This is a genomic window from Shewanella sp. ANA-3 (assembly GCF_000203935.1).
Classification (GTDB): domain Bacteria; phylum Pseudomonadota; class Gammaproteobacteria; order Enterobacterales; family Shewanellaceae; genus Shewanella.
The window spans coordinates 4,241,415-4,261,240 of record NC_008577.1; the positions used below are offsets into that span (position 1 = coordinate 4,241,415).

Genomic DNA, 19,826 nt, shown 5'->3' on the forward strand with positions numbered 1-19,826 from the left:
TGATTGCAGTAAACAGAATAGAAAACGCTAAGTTTATTCTCGTTGCGGAATAAACTTAGCGTATCGGCTGGTGCTAGCAATGGTCACTCAAGAATGGTCACTCAAGTTAGAAACGATAACTAACACTCACCCGCACCATGCGCGGCTCAACAGGATGATAATGCAAATCTTCCACGCCTTCAGCTGGCTCACCCGCTAGGCGAGATTCGTAGAAATAATCGATATCGTGGTCTTTGCTATCAAATATATTCAATAGCTCGAGCTTAGTATCGAAGCCCGATAACTGATAACCCAGGGCAAGGTTCACTAAGGTTGTGTCATCGGCTTTATGCTCATCAAAACTATCGAGAATTCGCTCACCTAAATATCTCAGCCTGACACTGGTATACCAACCATCGCCATCGGGACGATAGGTAATACCCGCGCTGCCAACAAAGGGCACTGCACCATCGACATATTTGCCTTCATCGAGTTCATTCTCGGTAAAACGGGCACGGGTCCAGGCCAGTTCCATATCTAAACTCAAATCATCGTTAAGCCAATAATAGGCTGTAACTTCAACGCCGTAACGCTCAGAGGCGCGGCTGGGTTCGGTATTGCCCGCATCGCCGACGAAGAGTAGTTCAGAGTCGAGTTCCAAATACCAAAGCGCCGCCGAGAAGTTAATAAAGTCGCGATCATAGTATTTGACCCCAAACTCGCCGCCATTGGAGCGCACTAACAAATCGACCTTTTCAACCGGATCGCCCGTAACAGGGTCAACCTTAATGGTTGCACCGCGGGCATCGTTAGAATGCAATCCCTGTCCCGCATTCATGTAGAGTTCCAGATTATCGCTCACTAGGTAGGAAGCGCCCGCCTTTAAGCTCAACATGCCATCGGAAGCATCACCGCTGTTGAGGGGATTATCACTATCGACCTGCACATCGAAATAGTCATATCTCAAGCCTACATTTAAACGCCATTGGTCAGCTGGTAACCATTCCAGCTTGCCAAATAATCCAGTGGAGAGCTCCTGCACTTCATCGAGCCTCACAGTGCTGAGGCGTTCCCGAGCTTTAGTGTTATATAAACCCACGGCACCAATATCGTCGTAGCGCACATCGGCACCTAGGCTGTAATTGATTTGTGTCCCCGCCAGACTCATCTGCCAGTCGCGTTTAATATCGCCGCCCCAAATGGTGCGCTCATCGACCTGCTCAAATTCATCGCCATTGATGGGAGCGTTTAAGAAGTAGGTAAAGTTTGAAAACAGATCCATGGTCGAGCGTATGGCATAGGCATTGGCCTGCCAGTTGCCGGCGTCATAATTCGCCGAAATGCTGTAACGACTGGCCTCACCGCCCACATCGGTGTCGAGTGAACCGTAAAAATCAATCAGCCCAGACTCAACCGCCCGCGCCGGAATTTGATCCGCCGAATTCCAGTTATTGTCGTAGGCCATCATGGTGAGGCTAAAGTCCCCGCCATTGAGCTTGGTAAGATAGCGACCTACCACATTGATCTTGCTGATATCCTCCTTAATATCACTCCAAGGGCCATCGTAAGTCTGCAACTCTGTTCCTAAAATAAATCGGCCGACCTCGGTCTTCATATCCTGAGTGGCCACCAGCCGTTGATAACCGTATTCCCCTAAGGTCACCCCAACTTGGCGATAAGCGAGTTCATCGGCGAGCTGAATTTGCGCCGCACCCGCGCCGGAAAAGTCCGCCACTTCAGGATAATAAGCCCCTTTGGCATAACGGATTTCCCCTAATAGCTCAGGGATTAAAAAGTTAAGATCCGTATAACCTTGACCATGGCCGTGAGTCCGCATATTGACCGGCATACCTTCGACACGGGTATTAAAATCTGTGCCATGGTCTAAGTTAAAGCCGCGCAGAAAATACTGATTCGCCTTACCCGAACCACTGTGCTGAGTAACTATCATCCCTGGGACAAACTCGAGGATCTCCCCCGTGCGCAGTAGCGGGCGACTCTCGATTTCCGCCGCACCCACTATCCCTTCCGACGCCGAAGTACTATGGCCTAAGGTATTAATTTGCCTGCCACGCACTTCTAAACGCTCAATATTATCCGCGCTGTCGGCCATGGCTAGGTTTGATAAACCACAGAGGGGTAATAACCAAATACCTGATAAATAAACCTTGGCTCGCTTTCCTGCTACTGTCTGGAGCGACTTCATTTTTCCTTCCCGAGTCAACGAATTGATGACGCGGATTTAACGCTGTCTTCACAGATAAAAAGCGGATCGAGCTCAAACTCTGCTGAATAAAAAATCACCACCAGCAGTTATGTTTCAAATTTATGTGCCACATCGCACGTTATTATGAGCAAAAGGACAAAATGTCCGTATCGAGATCACGGTTATTACCTGCTTCGCGCCACTCGCGCCATTGCTTCGGCCATGGAGGCAATCGACAAGAGGTAAAAATCCCTGAACCGAAAAAGTAGGACTAGCTATACTTTAAGCAATTAAAAAGGTTAAGGATGCCGTATGGAGACACCTAGTCACGCCGAGGGAAACATGGCTTATCTGTTAAAGATGCTGCTGGGGATATCATTGAGTCTAGCCTTGTGCTTGCCAATTAAGGCGAACGACAACACCAACACCGAGACACTCACCACAGGCAATCTGCCCACTATCACCATGGCGTTTTATGAAGATCCCTCCGATAACCTGTATTTTCGCTGGTGCGAATTAATTTATACCGAGGCCTTTGCTCGCCTAGGTTATCAATTTCGTTATCAAGTGGTTCCGCCCATACGCGCCAGCATGATGGCCGATACAGGGAAAGTCGATGGGGAACCCGCCAGAGTATTTGCCTACGGGTTGAAATATAAGAATTTAATTCGTGTAGAAGAACCCATACTCGAAAGTAAACTCACCGCCTATGCCATCAACCCCAATATCCAACTAACGGACTGGGGGTCACTGCTCAATCATCCCTACCGAATTGAATATTATCGAGGAATTTTCTATATCGAGCAGAAACTTGAGGGACTGGTGCCAGCGGATCGACTAACCACTTCCTCTTCCCCCATCAATTCCTTTCGCCGGATGCAGCGAGACAGAATCGATATCTACATAGATACCGAAGCGATTGGGGAAAACGTATTGCAACATGCTGAATTCCAACACAGTAAAATTCACCCCGTGGGTGAGTTGGAGGAACTCATCAGCTTCGGTTACCTGCATAAACGCCATAAAGCACTGGCAGTGAAACTCAGCGCGACCCTCAAACAAATGAAGCAGGAAGGTCTGTTCGAACGCAACAAACAGCAGGCCCATACTGAAATCGACCAAAGCATTGCCCACGAACAATAGATAACTCGCTTATAAATTACAGTATTTCATTTGGTTAACTTGAAAGTGCTTTAGCCTTTGCTACAGTCATACTTAATTCTACGAAATAGGGAGACAAAATTAGTTAATTATGGGGACCACTATCGCGTACTGCGATAAAGACTATCCAAGGAACAGATGAAAAACCAACAGGTTAATAACCATCTTCAACTTAACATGCGCCTATCTTTTCCTCGCCAACCTAGCCGTGGCGCTAGGAGTTCTGGATGAGTGGCAAGTTAAGGCAACTCATAGGTACATTGCAGCAACAGTCGCGCTCTACCGTCGCTAAGGTACTGTTGATTATTGGCATGTTTATCGGGATCTGCATCACCCTCGTCTTCCTCGTCTATATTCAGGGCAATATTTTCGATGGTGTGCGCACCTATGTCAGGGGCGAAGGACTCTGGGCCAAAGCGCAAAAAGATGCCACGTTTTACCTTATCCACTATTCCTACAACAAAAACGAAGTCGACTATCAACGTTATCTCGCGGCAACGGCTGTGATGCTAGGCGACAGGCAAGCTCGCGAGGCCCTACTCGCCTCGCCAATCGATGAGTTAAAGGCCAAAGATGGCTTTATCCAAGGTTTGAATGATGAAAGGGATACTGAATCTTTAATTTGGTTTTTTCGGCATTTTAACCGCACTCACTATATGCAACGGGCAGTTGAGATTTGGACCCTCGCCGACGAAAGATTTAACACTATGATGTTATTGGCAGACTCGATGCACGATGAGGTTTCCCAATTTGGAGGCAGTCCACCAGACCTTAGCCAATATCGGCAGCAGCTTATCCAGTTAAATGAAGAACTGCTCAGTTTAGAAATTGAATTCTCCTTAGTGCTTAGCGAAGGCGCTCGCTGGGTAAAACGCATTACCTGGTTAATCAGCTTAGGAGTCGTCTTACTCTTTATCAGCATAGGTATTTTGGTCAGCAGGCAGATCATCCGCAACATTGCAAAATCTGAAAAACAACTATTAATCAGCGAGTCACGATTTAGCAGCCTTAAAAATTCCGACACCATAGGCATTATTTCATGGCAGCTCGATGGCACCATCCACGATGCCAATGATCATTTTCTCCATATGTTAGGTTTTGACCGTGAAGACTTAGCCGCGGGTCTGATCAACTGGCGCTCACTCACGCCACCAGAGTTTGAGGCGAGGGATAACATCGCAATCGCCGAGCTTATCGAAATTGGCCACTGTCATCAGTATGAAAAACAGCTTATTAGCAAAACGGGTGCCCATGTGCCCGTCATGCTTGGTGCAAGCTTTTTAAATAGCAGCACCCAGGAAGGTGTCGCCTATTTTATGGATTTGACCAGCAGTAAGCAGGCCGAAGATAAACTGAGACTGGCCGCAACCGTGTTTAATGCCAGCACGGACGGCATCATAATCACAGACCCGCTGATGAGTATTATCTCTATCAATCAGGCATTTACCGATATAACCGGATTGACTGAGCAGAGTTTACATCAAGATGCCTCACGCTTTATTAATACGGGGCATCCGAACGAAGATGCCTATCAGGCCATGTGCAATCTGCTACAACAGGGGGAGCAATGGCAGGGTGAACTTATCAAGGAAACCGCATCGGGTTATCTGCCCTTAAGTGTGCGGATAAACACGGTAAGGAATGAGCACAACCGACTGACTCACTTCGTGATTGTAATAACCGATATTTCGGAGCGCAAAGCCGAAGAAGAACATTTACGCCACATTGCCCACCACGATGCCCTCACCAATCTTCCCAATCGGGTGTTATTCCATACTAAATTGGAGCAGGCGATAGTGCATGCGCAGCGATCCGATGGGATCTTTGCCATTCTGTTTCTCGACTTAGATAACTTCAAACCAGTCAACGATGAGTTTGGCCACGATGTCGGCGATAAGTTATTGCAGGAAGTGGCGAAACGGCTTACCAGTAGCATTCGGCAAATCGATACCATCACTCGTCTCGGCGGCGATGAATTTGTGATTCTGTTGGAGCACTTACCCAATGAGGAAAGTGTGCCCATTTTGATCCGCAAAATTACCCAAGCACTCACGGCACCTTACATTATCCATAAACATAAGCTGCACATCGGAGTGAGCATAGGCTCGGCCATTTATCCCTGCCACGGCATCGATGCCAAGAGCCTGATCAACTATGCGGATCAAGCCATGTATGTGGTTAAAAAAGCCAACAAGCTGGTGCAATAATCTCTGTCACATCCCAAATATCACCATTGACCTTAAGGTCAATCCCACATATAAAGAACGTAAATTAAGCACTTAGAGCAAGCTCATGGAAAGAGGCATTTTAGTTCGTTGGAACGATGAAAAAGGATTCGGGTTTATTCAACCGGAACAACAGGGTAAAGACGTCTTTATCCATATTACCGTGCTTAAGCACATGGCGAGAAAACCTCAGGTTGGCGATAGCATTCTGTATCGCACCGAAATACAAAATGATGGCAAAGTGAAAGCCATCAAGGCCTCTATCGAAGGGGTCGCCGTCTTAGCTAACACCAGTAAAAGCCCACGCCGCAATGCGAATCCCCCGAGTCGCTCCCTATCAAATACCCTGCTGCCACTGTTATTAATCTTTGGCATCGGAATATTTGGTTTTAAAAAATATACCGAATATGAGATAGCTCAGGCCCCTAATAACACAGAGATAGAAACAACGCCCCTGTATGAGCCTCAAACTCAATTTCAGTCAGCACCTCAGGCTCAGTTTCGCTGCGAGGCAGGTAAAACCCATTGCAGCCATATGCGCTCCTGCGCCGAAGCCACGTTTTACATCAATAACTGTCCGAATACCCAAATGGACGGTGATGGCGATGGGATCCCCTGTGAGCGACAATGGTGTAATGGCTATTAACGAAATAAAAGCCCCTGTTGGTTAACAGGGGCTTTTACCTCGGATGAAGTGACAGCATCAGGTACAGTTAATACCGTCAGCTGCGCGCTTCATCCTAAAACGTCTTAATGTATTTTGCGAGTTCGTCTGTAAGCTAAAGGAAGCAAGCCTAAGGCTAACCAACCTAAGGCACCACCCGAGCTTTTCGCTTCAGGTTCGATGGTGACAACCGGCAACTTACAACTGCCATCATCGGTATTGGCCGAAGCGTCATAGTTAGTGGCGCTGCTGTTAGTACAACCATACTCAATACCGTCGGACTTAACCATTAAGCTGAAACTAGTCGATGCCGCATCTTCTGGATTCACGCGGTCTTTTACTCTAACAGTGACTAAGGTTTCACCATGGAAGTTTGCCGTTGGAGTTAATGTCACATTGTTACCATTCACGGTTACCGTAAAGTTATCCCCCATCACTTCAATCACATTACTCACTTGGTTTTCATCCGAGTAGAGCACGTCGAAACTAATGGATTCATTTTCTTTAACCGTCTTATTGGTAATGGCTGCCAGTTGAATGTTGCCCGCCACCTCAAGTTGCAGCTCAAGCACTTCACTGTCGGCACCCACTAAGTGGTTTTCAACTTTGAGTGTTTGAGTTGTACCCGCTGCCTTTTCAGATACATAGGCAGTGAACTTCACGTTAAACTGTGACTCTTCTGGACCGGTATAATCCATACAAACCACATATTCATCGCTGAGAACTTTATCTAAGTTGTTGTAGGCAACTGAAGCACCAAGGTTTATATCCACAGGCATATCACCATCAACTAAGATACGACCATCGGCCGCTTTAAAACCAATAGCACCTTGGCCATCCACCATTTGTAGATTGTCATAGGCAAATAACATTTCATATTTGCCAGGTTCGAAGTTCACATTCATGCGTAGGAACATTTCGAAGTCAACAAGTTGACCCGGAGTGCCTGTACGCTCCACGTTATCCCACTCCAGTACTAACCACTCACGTGAAGAAGTATAAGTTGGGGTAATACCTGCGTTCAGATGATACTGACCATAACCGCCGTCGTAACGAGCTGGAATGGTGTTATCACCCACCCAGTAAGGTGCGATAGCATATTCCGGCATTGGTAACCCAGCGACATCCTTAGGAAACTCAACATGCATGAACGGCAATCTACGTGCAGAGTTGAAGGATATAATACCCGCAGGACTCAAGGTGATAGTGTCAACAAAGTATTTGTTAAACAATGGAAAACTAATATCCTGACTGGTATTCATCAGATCCTTAAGCGAGTACGTGAACTGGTTTCTATAGGTACCTTGCACGCCCTCTAAGGTTCTCCAACCTAAACCTTCCTTCAGCTCCAGATAACCTGGGTAAGGAGAGTTCGCCGCTTTAAGGGAACACATAGGATCATTCTGGTTATTAGTGATCTTATAGTTACGGACAACATCCTTAGTGGTTTCCTGTACACCTGATACACTGAAGTTGTTGTTTTCGAATACCGCTGAACCAGGTGTGGCATTAGATGCAACAATGCTATCAGGGATAATTTGAATGCTATCAGGGAATTGAGTCTTGATTGCAAAATCTCTAGCAGCCGCTTCATTGTTAGCGATGACATTTACTTGGAACTCAACCACTTCGCCAGCATGCGCCGTTTCACGGTTAGCGGTGAAGGTCACATCTTTATCGACTTGGTTAACAATCACAGGTACAAAACCTACGTTGCCCGCATCATTGGCATTAGTGCCTATGTCGAAGCCACCAAAGTAAGTGTTACCAACCTCCATCTCTGGAAGATGGTAAGCCAGTTCTACGTTGTACTCTTCGTAACCTGGGATTTGCGAAGGTGCTTTAACGGTTAAGTTACCGTTATCTCCCGTCACAACCGCAGTTGAGAAAGTAACATCACGCCCCATATCTGTTTGACCCGTTGAGATGGTCGCCAAGTTCATATAGACGGTAAAGTAACGACCCGCCTGTGGATTTGTGATGGTACAGAAGTTAGCAATAGTATAAGTGGTAGACATACATAGGGTTTCATCCATTGATGGTAAACCGTCACCATCGGTGTCTTGCCCCATAAATACCAGCACTCTGGCGTATTCACTTCCACCTACGCTAGCCGCAAGTAACTTGGCACCCTCAGGCACATCAGTCCATTCTACGTGGTTCGCATTAACGACTTGTTTACCATCCACCTCAACAGTGTCAAATGGATCACCACCCGTTTTGTCGGTATACAAGTGAACCGTCTTATCTTCACCTTTTACTAAGCCAAAACTACGCGCAGTGAAATCGGTGATTTCAGCGGTATTGAATGGGCCTACGTTTAGGGTTGATGATTTACGGTGAGCGTTAATTTTCAAGTACTCAGGTAACCCAGTCTCGCCTTCATAAGTCCATACTGGCAGTTCAAGCACTGGCGAGTTTGGTACATCTGAAGTAAGAACCACCTGACCTTGGTTACCGGTTAAATCGATTACAGTGGTCCCAGCTACGTTCTTTTTCGTCTTAGCGGTGACTACGATAGACTGGGTTTCGCCCGCCTTAATCGTAAAGCTTTGTGGCGAAACACTAACATCAAAGTTGCCAATCCACGTTTCAGTGCTGACGGTCCAAGTCGCATCTTCAGTAGCAGTAAAGGTTCGCACAAATGAACATTCCGTAGGGCATTCATTATCGACCATATAAGCTGTGTTCAGGTTCTTAGGACGACCACCCGCATTTGGGTTAGCTGCAGCCATATTGTCCATTGACTCATCGAGTACTAAACCGACTTTATCGGCTAACTCAACGTGCATACGACCCGCACCCACATCTTGCAGGGCTGACATATCACCATAATCTGAGTAGTTGTCTAAAAATCCTGCACTTGTCAGATCGTTAGATGCCGTCATCAATAGCGCCGATTGAACTTGCATCGGTGACCAGTCGGGGTGTGACTGACGTAATAACGCCGCCGCACCAGCAACATGAGGACTAGCCATTGAGGTACCAGATAGGGTCGCCCAATCGCCCGTTGAAGGATTTTTGGTAAATGGTTGATCATCAGAGGCGGCAGCAAAAATATCCACACCAGGAGCTGCGATATCCACAAATAGGGTATCGATACCAAAATAAGATGGACCACGGCCAGAGAAGTTAGCGACACGCTCTTTATCAACTTCTTTAATTTCAGCAGCACCAGCTGTGATCGTCGCCATATGGCCTGAGCCAGATGCTAACCAAGTACGAAGCTTCGCACCATCGGCATACTTGATCAATGAACCGGGGACCGCATAAGGGATTTCTGGCGCGCTAGAATCTTGAACTGATGAAAGATTAGAAATAACAATACCTTCCGCACCGCCCGCCTGTACGTTTGCCGCTTTAGTCATCAATGGGAATGAACTGCGAGAACAAAGCACTATGACGTCCTGCGCGCTTTCATCAACCTCTGTATCTGGGTTATCAGCCAGATCGAACGTGCCTTCAGGGAACGGCTTATCACAGTTCTTAACGTAGGATGCAACAGGTTCATTGGCGTTTTTGAATTTACTCGCATCAACCATTAAACCCGTCACTGAATTGAAGTTACGAGTTGCACCGACAATATCCGCTGGTGCAGCAGTCGCGCCACCAGACATATTCTCAACAGTATTCTTTTTGAAACCAACAACTTGGTCTGCTGTGTGAGCTGCAACTGTGGTTACCCAAGGTGATGAATGGTCAGCCGTCATCAAGTCAGGCCCAGAATTACCCGCAGCAACCGCAACAAATACGCCCGAGGCTGCCGCGTTTAAAAAGGCTTGCTCCATTGGATCTAACCATGGGTCCTCCTCAAGCGAACCTAACGAAGCGTTGATAACATCAACATTATCGATTGCCGATTGCTCAATCGCGGCAATAATGGCTGAGCTCGGACAACCAGCATAAGGGTCACCCGAACCACCAGGCCAACATACTTGGTATGCAATGATATTCGCGTGTGGCGCCATACCTGACACTTGGTCAAACTTAAGGCCTGTTTCAGTCCCTTTACTCTGAGCGATGAAGTCAGTAGTCGTATGCGCAACATTATTCAAGATGTTACCTGCAACGGTACCCGCGACATGCGAACCATGGTTGTTATAGTCTACCCCCACTGCAGGGCGGGTTTCACTAAACACAGGATCTGTGTAAGCCTGTGTGATCTCTGGGTATGAATAGATACCAATCAGCTTATCGTTACAGTACTCTGGTGAATCAGCACAATCCCCTAAGTATTTACCTGCCAGAGGATTAATGTGTTTATAACCATCACCACCCACGGCAGCAAATGAAGGATGATCATAGTTAATACCAGTATCAATGATACCGACCACCATACCCTCACCTTTATTAGACAAGGTATTTAACGCACTTGTATTCCAAACGCTAGTTGCACCAGTTTGTGCTGGCGTACTGAAGGTTTTTAAATCATAGATTTTTTCACGGGTAATACGCTTAACACCAGGCACTTTTGCCAGACGTTGTGCCTGTTCTTGGGTCATTTCAGTCACGAAACCGTTAAGTGCGACCGAAAATGCACGGCTTACTTTAACATCCACCCCTTGTAATGCCTGCGCCTGTGCCACAAAGTTAGCACGCTTCTCAGCAAGATAGTTGTTATAAGCTTTTAGCTGAGGTTGATTCAGATTCAGAGGCGAACTTGTACCACGAACTTTAGCAACAGTAGGTTGGGTTGCCGCGAGTTGGGCAATACCACCCTCGTAGGTAGCAATTGGCGCATCATTGAGCTGTACAATATATTTCTGTACGCCATGAACATCATCTTCAGCAATGAAGATTTCGCGCTGTTTTTTAATGGTTTTGTTTACTTGGTTTTCCCAAGTAAAGGTTTCTTCCGCTAGTGGCTTTGGAGCATAATCCGCAGGTTGCGTTGCCCAGACGGCGTTTAGCTCATTAGATGGCGCAACTGTTGTAGTCGAAGCGACACCGCTACCAACGTACAAAGCAGTAGCCACCATAACGGCGACTTTATTCATTGTAAGCATGACTTGCCCTTATAATTTCACGATAAAAATCATTTTTTGCCACCAAATGGCAACAAATTTAAAACATCGCGAATGATCACTCCTAGGGAGTAAAGCGTCAATTTGATAACGGCATTTGCTACAAAATGCTACTTATAAAACAATGCATTAAATAAAATACAGCAGCTTCGCCATGATATTTAACTTAGTGAAATATTGGGTATTTATAATGCCAAACACAGGAAAATGTTAAAAATATAGTAATAAACACTGTAGGCGAGTAAGTAGATGAACCATCCAACCATGTACCATATTGAATCTAGATCCATGCTCGACTCAATTCTGAATAACTACAACGCCGTACTTTTGTTATTTGGGGCGCCAAGCTGTGGCGTGTGTCAGGTCCTTAAGCCTCAGATTGCGGATTTGTTGGCGAGGGAGTTTCCCCAAATGGTGCTGGCGTATATCGATTGTGAAGCCCAAGGTGAGATTGCCGCCGGCTACCATGTCTTTAGTTTGCCAGTGGTAGAAACGGTATTTTACGGCAAAAGCTTTGGACGTTTTTCGAAGGTGTTTTCCCTCGGCGAGCTCAAAGGGGCGATTGCCCGCCCCTATGGATTAATCGATGAGAACCAGCCTTAGGTTAGCGCTATTTTTGTAACTGTCTAAAGCCACTGTTCTGAATGGGTTTGCCTTACAGCTGCAACCACAGCATCCACCTTTCGCTAAATGATCGCTTATGAATCAGCTCCATAGCTCACCTCCACCGAATATCCTTCATCCTGTTTGATAAAATCGACAAAGTTTTTGATGGCGGGCAAGGCATCTTCCCTATGGTGAGAGACATAGAGTAATTGGCTAAGATGGTGCTCGGCAATCATGTCCAAAGCCCGCATCACTAAGGTGCGATTGATAAAGTCGAGCCCTTGGTATGGCTCGTCCAAAATCAACAATAACGGCTGTTTAATCAAGGCTCGGCCTATGAGTAATAGCCGCTGTTGGCCGTAATCCAGTTTTTTAAAGCCCGTGCTGGCAAACTCGCTCATATGCAAAATCGCCAGCCATTCTTTGGCCAGATCCAATTGGGGCTTAGTGGGCTTGTGATACAGGCCGATGGAATCGTAAAAACCCGATAACAAGACATCGAGCGCCGAGCAACTGACACGGTACTGTAAATGCAATGCCGACGACACTATGCCAATCCGTTGTTTAATCTGCCAAATACTCTCGCCGCTGCCACGGGGTCGGCCAAATAGGGTAATATCGTTGCTGTAGCACTGGGGATGGTCGCCCAAAATCAGCCCGAGCAGAGTGCTCTTGCCACAGCCATTGGGTCCTCGCACTTGCCAATGCTGGCCCGCACGAATCCGCCAATTCACCCCTTTAAAAATCAAGCCGCTGACATATTCGACCTTGCCGTTTTTAATGTCGACTATGGGATCAAAGGCCTCGGCATTGTGGCGTTGACGCTCCATCAATGCCAAAAGTTCGGCGCTGCGGCTGGCCGAAAGCGCATTAAGCTGCGCCATCACAGGATGTGTATGCCACTGCTCAATCGACATGGGCGCGCTCAGTTGATGCACATGCTGACCCGATTTGAGCATATCGCTATTAAACAGCGCCACATGGCTAATACAGGGTGGCAATTCTTCTTGGCGTGAGGTGATGATAAGCAGCTGTGTATGTTCGGCAACCTCCACCAGCAGCTTCGACAAGCTAAGTTGATGGGCGATATCCAGCCCTGCGTAAGGGTCATCTAAAATCAGCAAGTTGGGCTCAGTTGCCAGCGCCCGCGCTAACATCACCCGCCGGGTTTCACCTGTCGATAACTGCCGAAACCCGCGATGCTTTAAATACGTTAATTCGACTTTCTGTAAAATGGGCGTCAAGTGTTCATCGTGAAGGCAGCATTCCTGCACCAGTGACTCGACCGTCGAACCGTAATCGAGTTCATCCTTTTCTAATTCCCGCTCGAGCAACGCCTGTTGCAAACCGAGTGACACCCAGCCAATTCGCGCGGGCAAGCCAGTAATTTGCCCCGCATCGGGCTGAATATCCCCCGCCAATATTCGCCCAAGCAGTGAGCCGCTATAGCTGTCGGTCGCAAAAATCGCCCAATGCTGCGCAGGCATTAACTGCCAATCTTCAACCACTAACAATTCATTGCCGCGGCCGTAGCGTAATCCCTTAACGGCTATCGCCTGAGAGTCTGTGGTGTGATGCTGCATGGGGTACGTCCTTTGGGATGATTTTTATCCAAGTCTAACAAGCTGTTATCGTTATTGTCCCTTCGACTTTATGCAAAGGGACAGATATAAAACGGTTTAGGGGCGTAATTTGATATACAACTCGCCCTCGCGAATTTGAATATCTTCGACGCCGTCGGCAAAGGCATTCCAAAAGCCTCTGTCGCCGAACTCACTGACAAGATTGACATTCTTCATATTGCCTAACCAAGCATTAGGAATAGGCACGCCCATCAAGCTTACGCCCACCAAAGACACACTCGGGCGGCGATTGGCATCGAGATGGATATCGAGCCCAGCATTGACCCGTAAAATCTCCCCCGCCATCACAGGAAAGTCCCTTGGGATCGGCACGAGGATTTTGGCACTGGCTAAATTATCTGAAAAATCAATGGCAATACGCTGGGCAAAGTCTGGGTTGCGGCCAATGATGGCATTGACTTCACGCTCGCTAAAACTCACTTGCCGATCTTCAGCGCGCTCGCGGTAGGGCTCAGGTTGTAAATCGTCACTCGAGGACGACTTAGCCGAATCCTTGGTATGAGTCGAGGCCTTACGCTCTGGCTGCCAACCTAATTGACTCAGTTTATCCTCAAGCTTGGCCTCTTCTTTGTTTGATAAACTCACAGGCGTCAACGGTTTAGGGAAGATATAACTGCGAACCACAAAAAAGGTAATCCCCACGGTGAGCACTATGGTCACCAGTATCATCAACAAGACTTGAACACCGGTAAAACCCTGTTGCCGCAGCCCCAAACTAACGGGCTTACGTGAGCGGCGCTGTGGCCTTGCCAAATGGGGGCGAGATGTTGAGAGCATATTCGTTTCACTGTAAAGAGATTTCCCCCGATACTACTTGGCTAAGCGGCATAAGGAAACGCCTAAGGCCAACAAGCGAGGGCTTCAGCGAAAACTCATTTCAAGTTAAGTGAGGATAGAATGATAAAAGTCCACCCATGCACAGGGCACGGATGGACTTATAAGAGCTGAACTCACGGGCGATAAAACCCAGAGTCAATGCCGCTTAGATATCGAAGCGATCGGCGTTCATCACCTTATTCCAGGCTTTGATAAAGTCTTGCACGAATCTGTCTTGTCCATCTTGGGCGCCGTACACTTCAGACACGGCGCGCAGCTCTGAGTGCGAACCAAAGACTAAATCGACGGGGGTCGCGGTCCATTTCAGTTTACCGCTCTTACGATCTTGCCCTTCGTAGATGCCTTCTTGCTTCTCTGACTTGCTCCACTTGGTCGACATATCGAGCAAGTTAACGAAGAAGTCATTGCTTAAGGTGCCAGGTTTGTCGGTAAACACCCCGTGTTTCACGCCTGCGCTGTTGGCATCTAAGGCACGCAAACCACCCACCAGCACTGTCATTTCCGGCACGGTCAGATTGAGCATGTTCGCACGTTCAATCAGCATCTCGGCGGGAGAATGGCTGCTGTCCTTCGAATAATAGTTACGGAAACCATCGGCGGTTGGCTCAAGAACCGCGAAGGATGACACATCGGTTTGCGCCTGAGTCGCATCCATACGTCCTGGAGTAAATGGCACAGAGACAGTCACACCCGCCTCTTTCGCAGCCTTTTCGACCGCCACGCTACCACCGAGAACAATCACATCGGCCAGCGAAACCTTCTTGCCACCTTTCAGTGAACTGTTGACATCCTTTTGGACTTTTTCCAATTTAGCCAGCACCTTAGCTAACTCTTTAGGATTGTTCGCCTGCCAGTTCATCATAGGCTCTAAACGAATGCGCGCGCCGTTTGCGCCACCACGCATATCGGTACCACGGAAGCTACTGGCCGACGCCCATGCGGTTCTCACCAATTCGGGGACCGTTAAGCCAGAAGCCAAGATTTTGTTACCTAAGGCTTTGATATCGGCGTTATCGATTACAGGGTGATCAAGGGCTGGGATCGGATCCTGCCAAATCAACATTTCCGCTGGTACATCGGCACCTAAGTATCTTGCCTTAGGTCCCATATCGCGGTGAGTTAACTTAAACCACGCCTTAGCGAAGGCCAGCTCAAACTCTTTTGGATTTTTAAGGAAACGAGTGGTGATCTCGCGATAGCTTGGATCTTCCTTCAGTGCGATATCGCTAGTGAACATAATTGGCGCATGGCGCTTGGATTTATCATGGGCATCCGGTACTAAGTTAGCCCCTTTGCCATCTTTAGGGATCCACTGAATATGGCCTGCTGGGCTCTTCGTTTGTACCCAATCAAAACCATAGAGGTTTTCTAAATACTGCATGGTCCACGCCGTTGGATTAACAGACCAAGCGCCTTCTAAACCGCTGGTAACTGTGTCTTCCGAGTGACCTTTGCCGCATTTGTTTTTCCAACCTAAACCTTGTGCCTCAACACCGGAAGCGGCGGGATCGGCACCGACACATTTAGAGGGATCATGCGCCCCGTGTGCCTTACCGAAGGTGTGACCACCCGCGATCAGCGCCACGGTTTCTTCATCATTCATCGCCATACGGCCAAAGGTGTCACGGATTTCCTTCGCCGAGGCTAATGGATCTGGCACACCATTAGGTCCTTCAGGGTTAACATAAATTAAGCCCATTTGGGTCGCGCCCATTGGCTTAGCCAGTTCGCCCTTTTCATTGCGGCGTTTGCTATCGAGCCACGCTTTCTCTGAACCCCAGTTCACCTGTTCCGCTTCCCAGTCGTCGACACGACCACCGGCAAAACCAAAGGTTTTAAAGCCCATAGACTCCAGCGCCACGTTACCCGTAAGCACCATTAAGTCGCCCCACGAAATCTTGCTGCCGTATTTTTGTTTGATCGGCCACAGCAGGCGACGCGCCTTATCTAAGTTCACGTTATCTGGCCAGCTATTTAATGGCTCAAAACGTTGCTGACCACCGGCTGCACCACCGCGGCCATCAAAAATCCGATAAACACCCGCGCTGTGCCACGCCATACGAATAAAGAAAGGACCATAATGACCATAGTCTGATGGCCACCAATCCTGAGATTCAGTCATCAGGGCTTTGATGTCTTTTTTAACGGCGTCGAGATCTAAGGATTTAAAGGCTTCGGCGTAGTGGTAATCACTACCATAAGGATTTGATTCAACTGCATTTTGACGTAGCGGGCTTAAGTTTAGCTGTTCAGGCCACCAAAATTGATTACCCGTGACTTGCTCTTGTGCGATAGCGGCGCCACCAAATGCCAACGACATCGCCAAAGTCAGCGCTGACATGCTTGGAATAGTGCTTTTCTTCATGATAATTACCTATTTCTTCTCGTTAAGGACATATCTGCCTGCACAGATGTGTGTCGTTTGTTTGCTGCATTAGGGCAAACATCAACCCCATGTCTCGTTGTGTAAATCTCGGGTAATGCATGAAACCGTCACCACAATCGATGTCAGAAAGTGTAGTGATGCGTGCTAACTATATGAAATGATTAAAATCGATGATTGGAATCGGCAAAATAGATTAACGATTGTTAATTTATGAAAGGATTATCAAAATCCCGACTTACGGCAATCCATACGGTATCGGGGTAAACAGCGATTAAGCCGTTACTTCACGGCCGTACCACCACTTAGGCGTAACTGTGATAAAATGGCCGCCGTTTTCTGTTAACTTCGACAAGGTATTGCAATGAATCCCATTATTGCCATCTTAAAAGAACACAATGTCACTGATGCAAAAATTAACGAGCTTTTTCAAGCGTTAACCGATAATCCTCTCATGGCGATGGGCATTATTGGTCAGCTTGGGATCCCGCCCGAAAAACTGCAGCAACTGATGGCGTTGGTAATGCAAAATCCTGCGTTAATCAAAGAAGCCGTACTCGAGCTAGGTCTCGATTTCGCTAAGGTTGAAGCCGCTAAGACGCAGCTACAAAAGTAATATCGCCCAGCCCACTGGCTTAAAAAGGTAAAGCGATGTTCGCTTTACCTTTATCTCCTGTTCCACCCTGTTACATAAAGATATAAAAACCTTATCGTCCCTCGCGGACAATCTTTGCTAGAGTGTTGTGACATGCCATAGTGGCTAAAGTGACAACGAGGAAGCAAGATGCGCCCACATACTCCCCTATTAGCACTACTATTGCCCGTATTGTTGCTCGGTTGCCAAGAGCAGACTCAGGCGCAAAATCCGCCGAGTGTGGAATCCGCCGCGCAAAGCTCTGCCAAAACAGACACAGCACAAACAAGCGCAGCTCAAACTGACACGCCCCAAAAAGTGACCTCCGAAGAAAAAACGGTCACTGTGGATAAGCGCGATAGTCCGCAGCTTCATAGTTCTGCCGACAAAGGTTTTATCAAGCCAAGTATTTCACCACAAGGAGAAGGCGTAATGCTGCAAGGCACTGTGAGATATATGAATTTAGAAGGTGGATTCTGGGGCATCATCGCCGACAACGGTCAAAAAATCTTGCCGAAAAATCTGCCGCAGGATTACCGCAAAGACGGACTACGCCTCAGTTTCACCGCACAGGAAATCACAGGCATGATGACCATTCAGCAGTGGGGTACACTGTCGAGTTTGAGTGACATCACAGTTATCGGCCAAGTGGAGAGTCAATCGGCGGATCCACGACTCTAACAAGCGTTGGCCTGAGCGTGAGTCACAATCGACACCCAAAAACTCAGGCCAAACTGATTGAACATCCAACATCCAACAAATAGCATCCCCTCGTTCAGGCTGGGTATCCTAAGTACGCACTGATAAGGCGATGGATTCACACCAGATTGCTCAAAAGATACATGCCAAACGGGTTAAACACTAAGACTGACCCGACACCTTGGCCTGCTCAGCCTGCCACTCTTCAATCACTTCTTTTGCCGCCCGAAAGGCCTCAATGCCCGATGGCATACCGCAATACAGGGTTGAATGTAAAAGTACTTCTTGGATTTCTTCCACAGTGCAACCGTTACGCAATGCGCCGCGCACATGGCCTCTCAATTCGGTAGACGCCTTTAATGCGGCGAGGGTCGCTATGGTCACTAGACTGCGAGTTTGCCGAGAAAGCCCCTCACGCACCCAAACCTCGCCCCAACAGTTCGCCGTCACTAACTCCTGTAATGGACGCGTAAAATCCGTCGCGCTGCTCAAGGCCTTATCGACAAAGCTATCGCCCATCACAGCGCGGCGCACCTCTAACCCTTTCTCGTATTGTTCATCATTCATCTATTCAATCCCTGTGTTATCCAATCTCAGTTAGCCTACTCTAGGGAAGATAACGCGCTCGCGCCATACTCCTTAGGTGGATGCTCGAAATCACTGGCGCAAAAAATGGGTTTATCCCGATTGGATAAACCCATTCAATGCGAACTTTTTCAAGCGATGAGTTTAAGAACCCATCTGCCAATCTGAGGCGTTAGGGATAAATACGCTTCCAATCGGCTTTCATATCGACCATGGGCCAGCCTTTGACCGTTGCCTCATCTAAGCCTTTGTTTAACTGACCAATATGGGAGTCACGGTCATATTTCCACTCACGCTTGTCATCGGTATGGTGGATGTACATAGGTAAGCGTAGGCCGTCACCAGCGGCGGTCCATTGCAACATGGCTAGGTCGCCATCCGAGTTACCAAAGGCGGCTATGGGTCTGCGGCCTATACGCTCATATATTTCCTGCACTTTCATTTCTTTATCGTCGTTAACCAAGAAATTTGGCATGCGTTTTAATGTTGGCTTACCGTCAACCAAGCTGAACTCTGTCTCAAAGGTGCTACCCACCACTTGCTCGGGGGGAATGTGGTAAACGCCCTCCACCCAAGCCCGCATAAAACCAGTACCGCCGCCGGAGACAATAAAGGTCTTAAAGCCGTTAGCGCGTAGGTAATCCAGCAGCTCTAACATAGGTTGGAACACCATTTCGGTGTACTTTTTCCCTGTTGTCGGGTGCTTGGCCGTGGCAATCCAGTCTTTCACAATGGCATCGAACTCATCCGTAGTCATACCCGTATGAGTCGCATAGAGGATCTTGATCAGATCTTCGGTATGCAGCTTGCTCACATCACCCTTAAGCACACTGGCGTAGGGCTCCTCGGTTTTCCATTCGGGATGGCTTGGAGCCAGCGTTTTGAGACGGTCGAGGGCAAACAACACCTGAAAATACATGGGCTGTTCAGACCATAGAGTACCGTCGTTGTCGAAGGTCGCGATCCGCTCGGCCTCTGGCACAAAATGTGGGGAGTTTTTATCCGTCACTTGCTGCACAAACTCCGTAATGGCCGCCTTGGCCTTGCCATCGTTCCACGACGCCAAAGGGTCGCTTTGGGCCGCATAAGCTTGCCCCACCAGCAACATACTAACGAGTAACAACATCCAATTGCGGTATAGTCGTATGATTCTCACAGGGTATCTCCTTATTACGATCTG

The 19,826-nt window shown here is 47.8% G+C and carries 13 protein-coding genes; 6 read left to right on the forward strand and 7 right to left on the reverse strand.

Annotation, left to right across the window (positions count from 1 at the left end; translation table 11 throughout):
• Window positions 1-106: 106 nt before the first annotated feature.
• Window positions 107-2,185: a TonB-dependent receptor gene (locus tag SHEWANA3_RS18520; protein WP_011718324.1), complete on the reverse strand. Its 2,079-nt coding sequence runs from the start codon at window positions 2,183-2,185 to the stop codon at window positions 107-109.
• Between the two features lie 312 nt (window positions 2,186-2,497).
• On the opposite strand from SHEWANA3_RS18520, the gene SHEWANA3_RS18525 reads away from it, so the two are divergent.
• The 3 genes from SHEWANA3_RS18525 to SHEWANA3_RS18535 all read left to right on the forward strand — a co-directional run bounded on the left by SHEWANA3_RS18525 (window position 2,498) and on the right by SHEWANA3_RS18535 (window position 6,217).
• On the forward strand, window positions 2,498-3,328 hold the full coding sequence (locus SHEWANA3_RS18525; RefSeq protein ID WP_041412801.1) for a hypothetical protein: 831 nt from the start codon (window positions 2,498-2,500) through the stop codon (window positions 3,326-3,328).
• Window positions 3,329-3,573: 245 nt separating this feature from the next.
• Window positions 3,574-5,553, forward strand: coding sequence for a sensor domain-containing diguanylate cyclase (locus tag SHEWANA3_RS18530; RefSeq protein WP_011718326.1), 1,980 nt, complete (start codon window positions 3,574-3,576; stop codon window positions 5,551-5,553).
• Between the two features lie 85 nt (window positions 5,554-5,638).
• Entirely contained in the window at window positions 5,639-6,217 is a 579-nt protein-coding gene (locus SHEWANA3_RS18535; protein WP_011718327.1) for an excalibur calcium-binding domain-containing protein, read from the forward strand.
• Between the two features lie 104 nt (window positions 6,218-6,321).
• Here the strand turns inward: SHEWANA3_RS18535 and SHEWANA3_RS18540 are convergent, their stop codons facing one another.
• A complete protein-coding gene (locus SHEWANA3_RS18540) occupies window positions 6,322-11,241 on the reverse strand; it encodes a S8 family serine peptidase (protein ID WP_011718328.1) in 4,920 nt (1,639 codons plus the stop codon).
• Window positions 11,242-11,508: 267 nt separating this feature from the next.
• Here SHEWANA3_RS18540 and SHEWANA3_RS18545 point away from each other — a divergent pair, with 267 nt between their 5' ends.
• A complete protein-coding gene (locus SHEWANA3_RS18545; RefSeq protein ID WP_011718329.1) occupies window positions 11,509-11,862 on the forward strand; it encodes a thioredoxin family protein in 354 nt (117 codons plus the stop codon).
• A 95-nt stretch (window positions 11,863-11,957) separates the two neighbouring features.
• Here the strand turns inward: SHEWANA3_RS18545 and SHEWANA3_RS18550 are convergent, their stop codons facing one another.
• From SHEWANA3_RS18550 to katG, 3 genes are all read right to left on the reverse strand, one after another.
• A complete protein-coding gene (locus SHEWANA3_RS18550; RefSeq protein WP_011718330.1) occupies window positions 11,958-13,448 on the reverse strand; it encodes an ATP-binding cassette domain-containing protein in 1,491 nt (496 codons plus the stop codon).
• A 96-nt stretch (window positions 13,449-13,544) separates the two neighbouring features.
• The gene (locus tag SHEWANA3_RS18555) at window positions 13,545-14,285 is read right to left on the reverse strand and encodes a hypothetical protein (RefSeq protein ID WP_011718331.1); all 741 of its coding nucleotides are present in this window, start codon (window positions 14,283-14,285) and stop codon (window positions 13,545-13,547) included.
• Window positions 14,286-14,490: 205 nt separating this feature from the next.
• On the reverse strand, window positions 14,491-16,710 hold the full coding sequence (katG, locus tag SHEWANA3_RS18560) for a catalase/peroxidase HPI (protein WP_011718332.1): 2,220 nt from the start codon (window positions 16,708-16,710) through the stop codon (window positions 14,491-14,493).
• A 382-nt stretch (window positions 16,711-17,092) separates the two neighbouring features.
• Here katG and SHEWANA3_RS18565 point away from each other — a divergent pair, with 382 nt between their 5' ends.
• Both SHEWANA3_RS18565 and SHEWANA3_RS18570 read left to right on the forward strand, forming a co-directional pair.
• Entirely contained in the window at window positions 17,093-17,344 is a 252-nt protein-coding gene (locus tag SHEWANA3_RS18565) for a DUF2999 family protein (protein ID WP_011718333.1), read from the forward strand.
• Between the two features lie 168 nt (window positions 17,345-17,512).
• Window positions 17,513-18,043 (forward strand): hypothetical protein, encoded by a 531-nt coding sequence (locus SHEWANA3_RS18570; RefSeq protein ID WP_011718334.1) that lies wholly within the window; start codon window positions 17,513-17,515, stop codon window positions 18,041-18,043.
• A gap of 180 nt (window positions 18,044-18,223) precedes the next feature.
• Here SHEWANA3_RS18570 and SHEWANA3_RS18575 read toward each other — a convergent pair whose 3' ends face one another.
• Entirely contained in the window at window positions 18,224-18,628 is a 405-nt protein-coding gene (locus tag SHEWANA3_RS18575; RefSeq protein WP_011718335.1) for a carboxymuconolactone decarboxylase family protein, read from the reverse strand.
• A gap of 190 nt (window positions 18,629-18,818) precedes the next feature.
• Window positions 18,819-19,802, reverse strand: a complete 984-nt coding sequence (locus SHEWANA3_RS18580; RefSeq protein WP_011718336.1) for an HAD family hydrolase — start codon at window positions 19,800-19,802, stop codon at window positions 18,819-18,821.
• Window positions 19,803-19,826 lie beyond the last annotated feature (24 nt).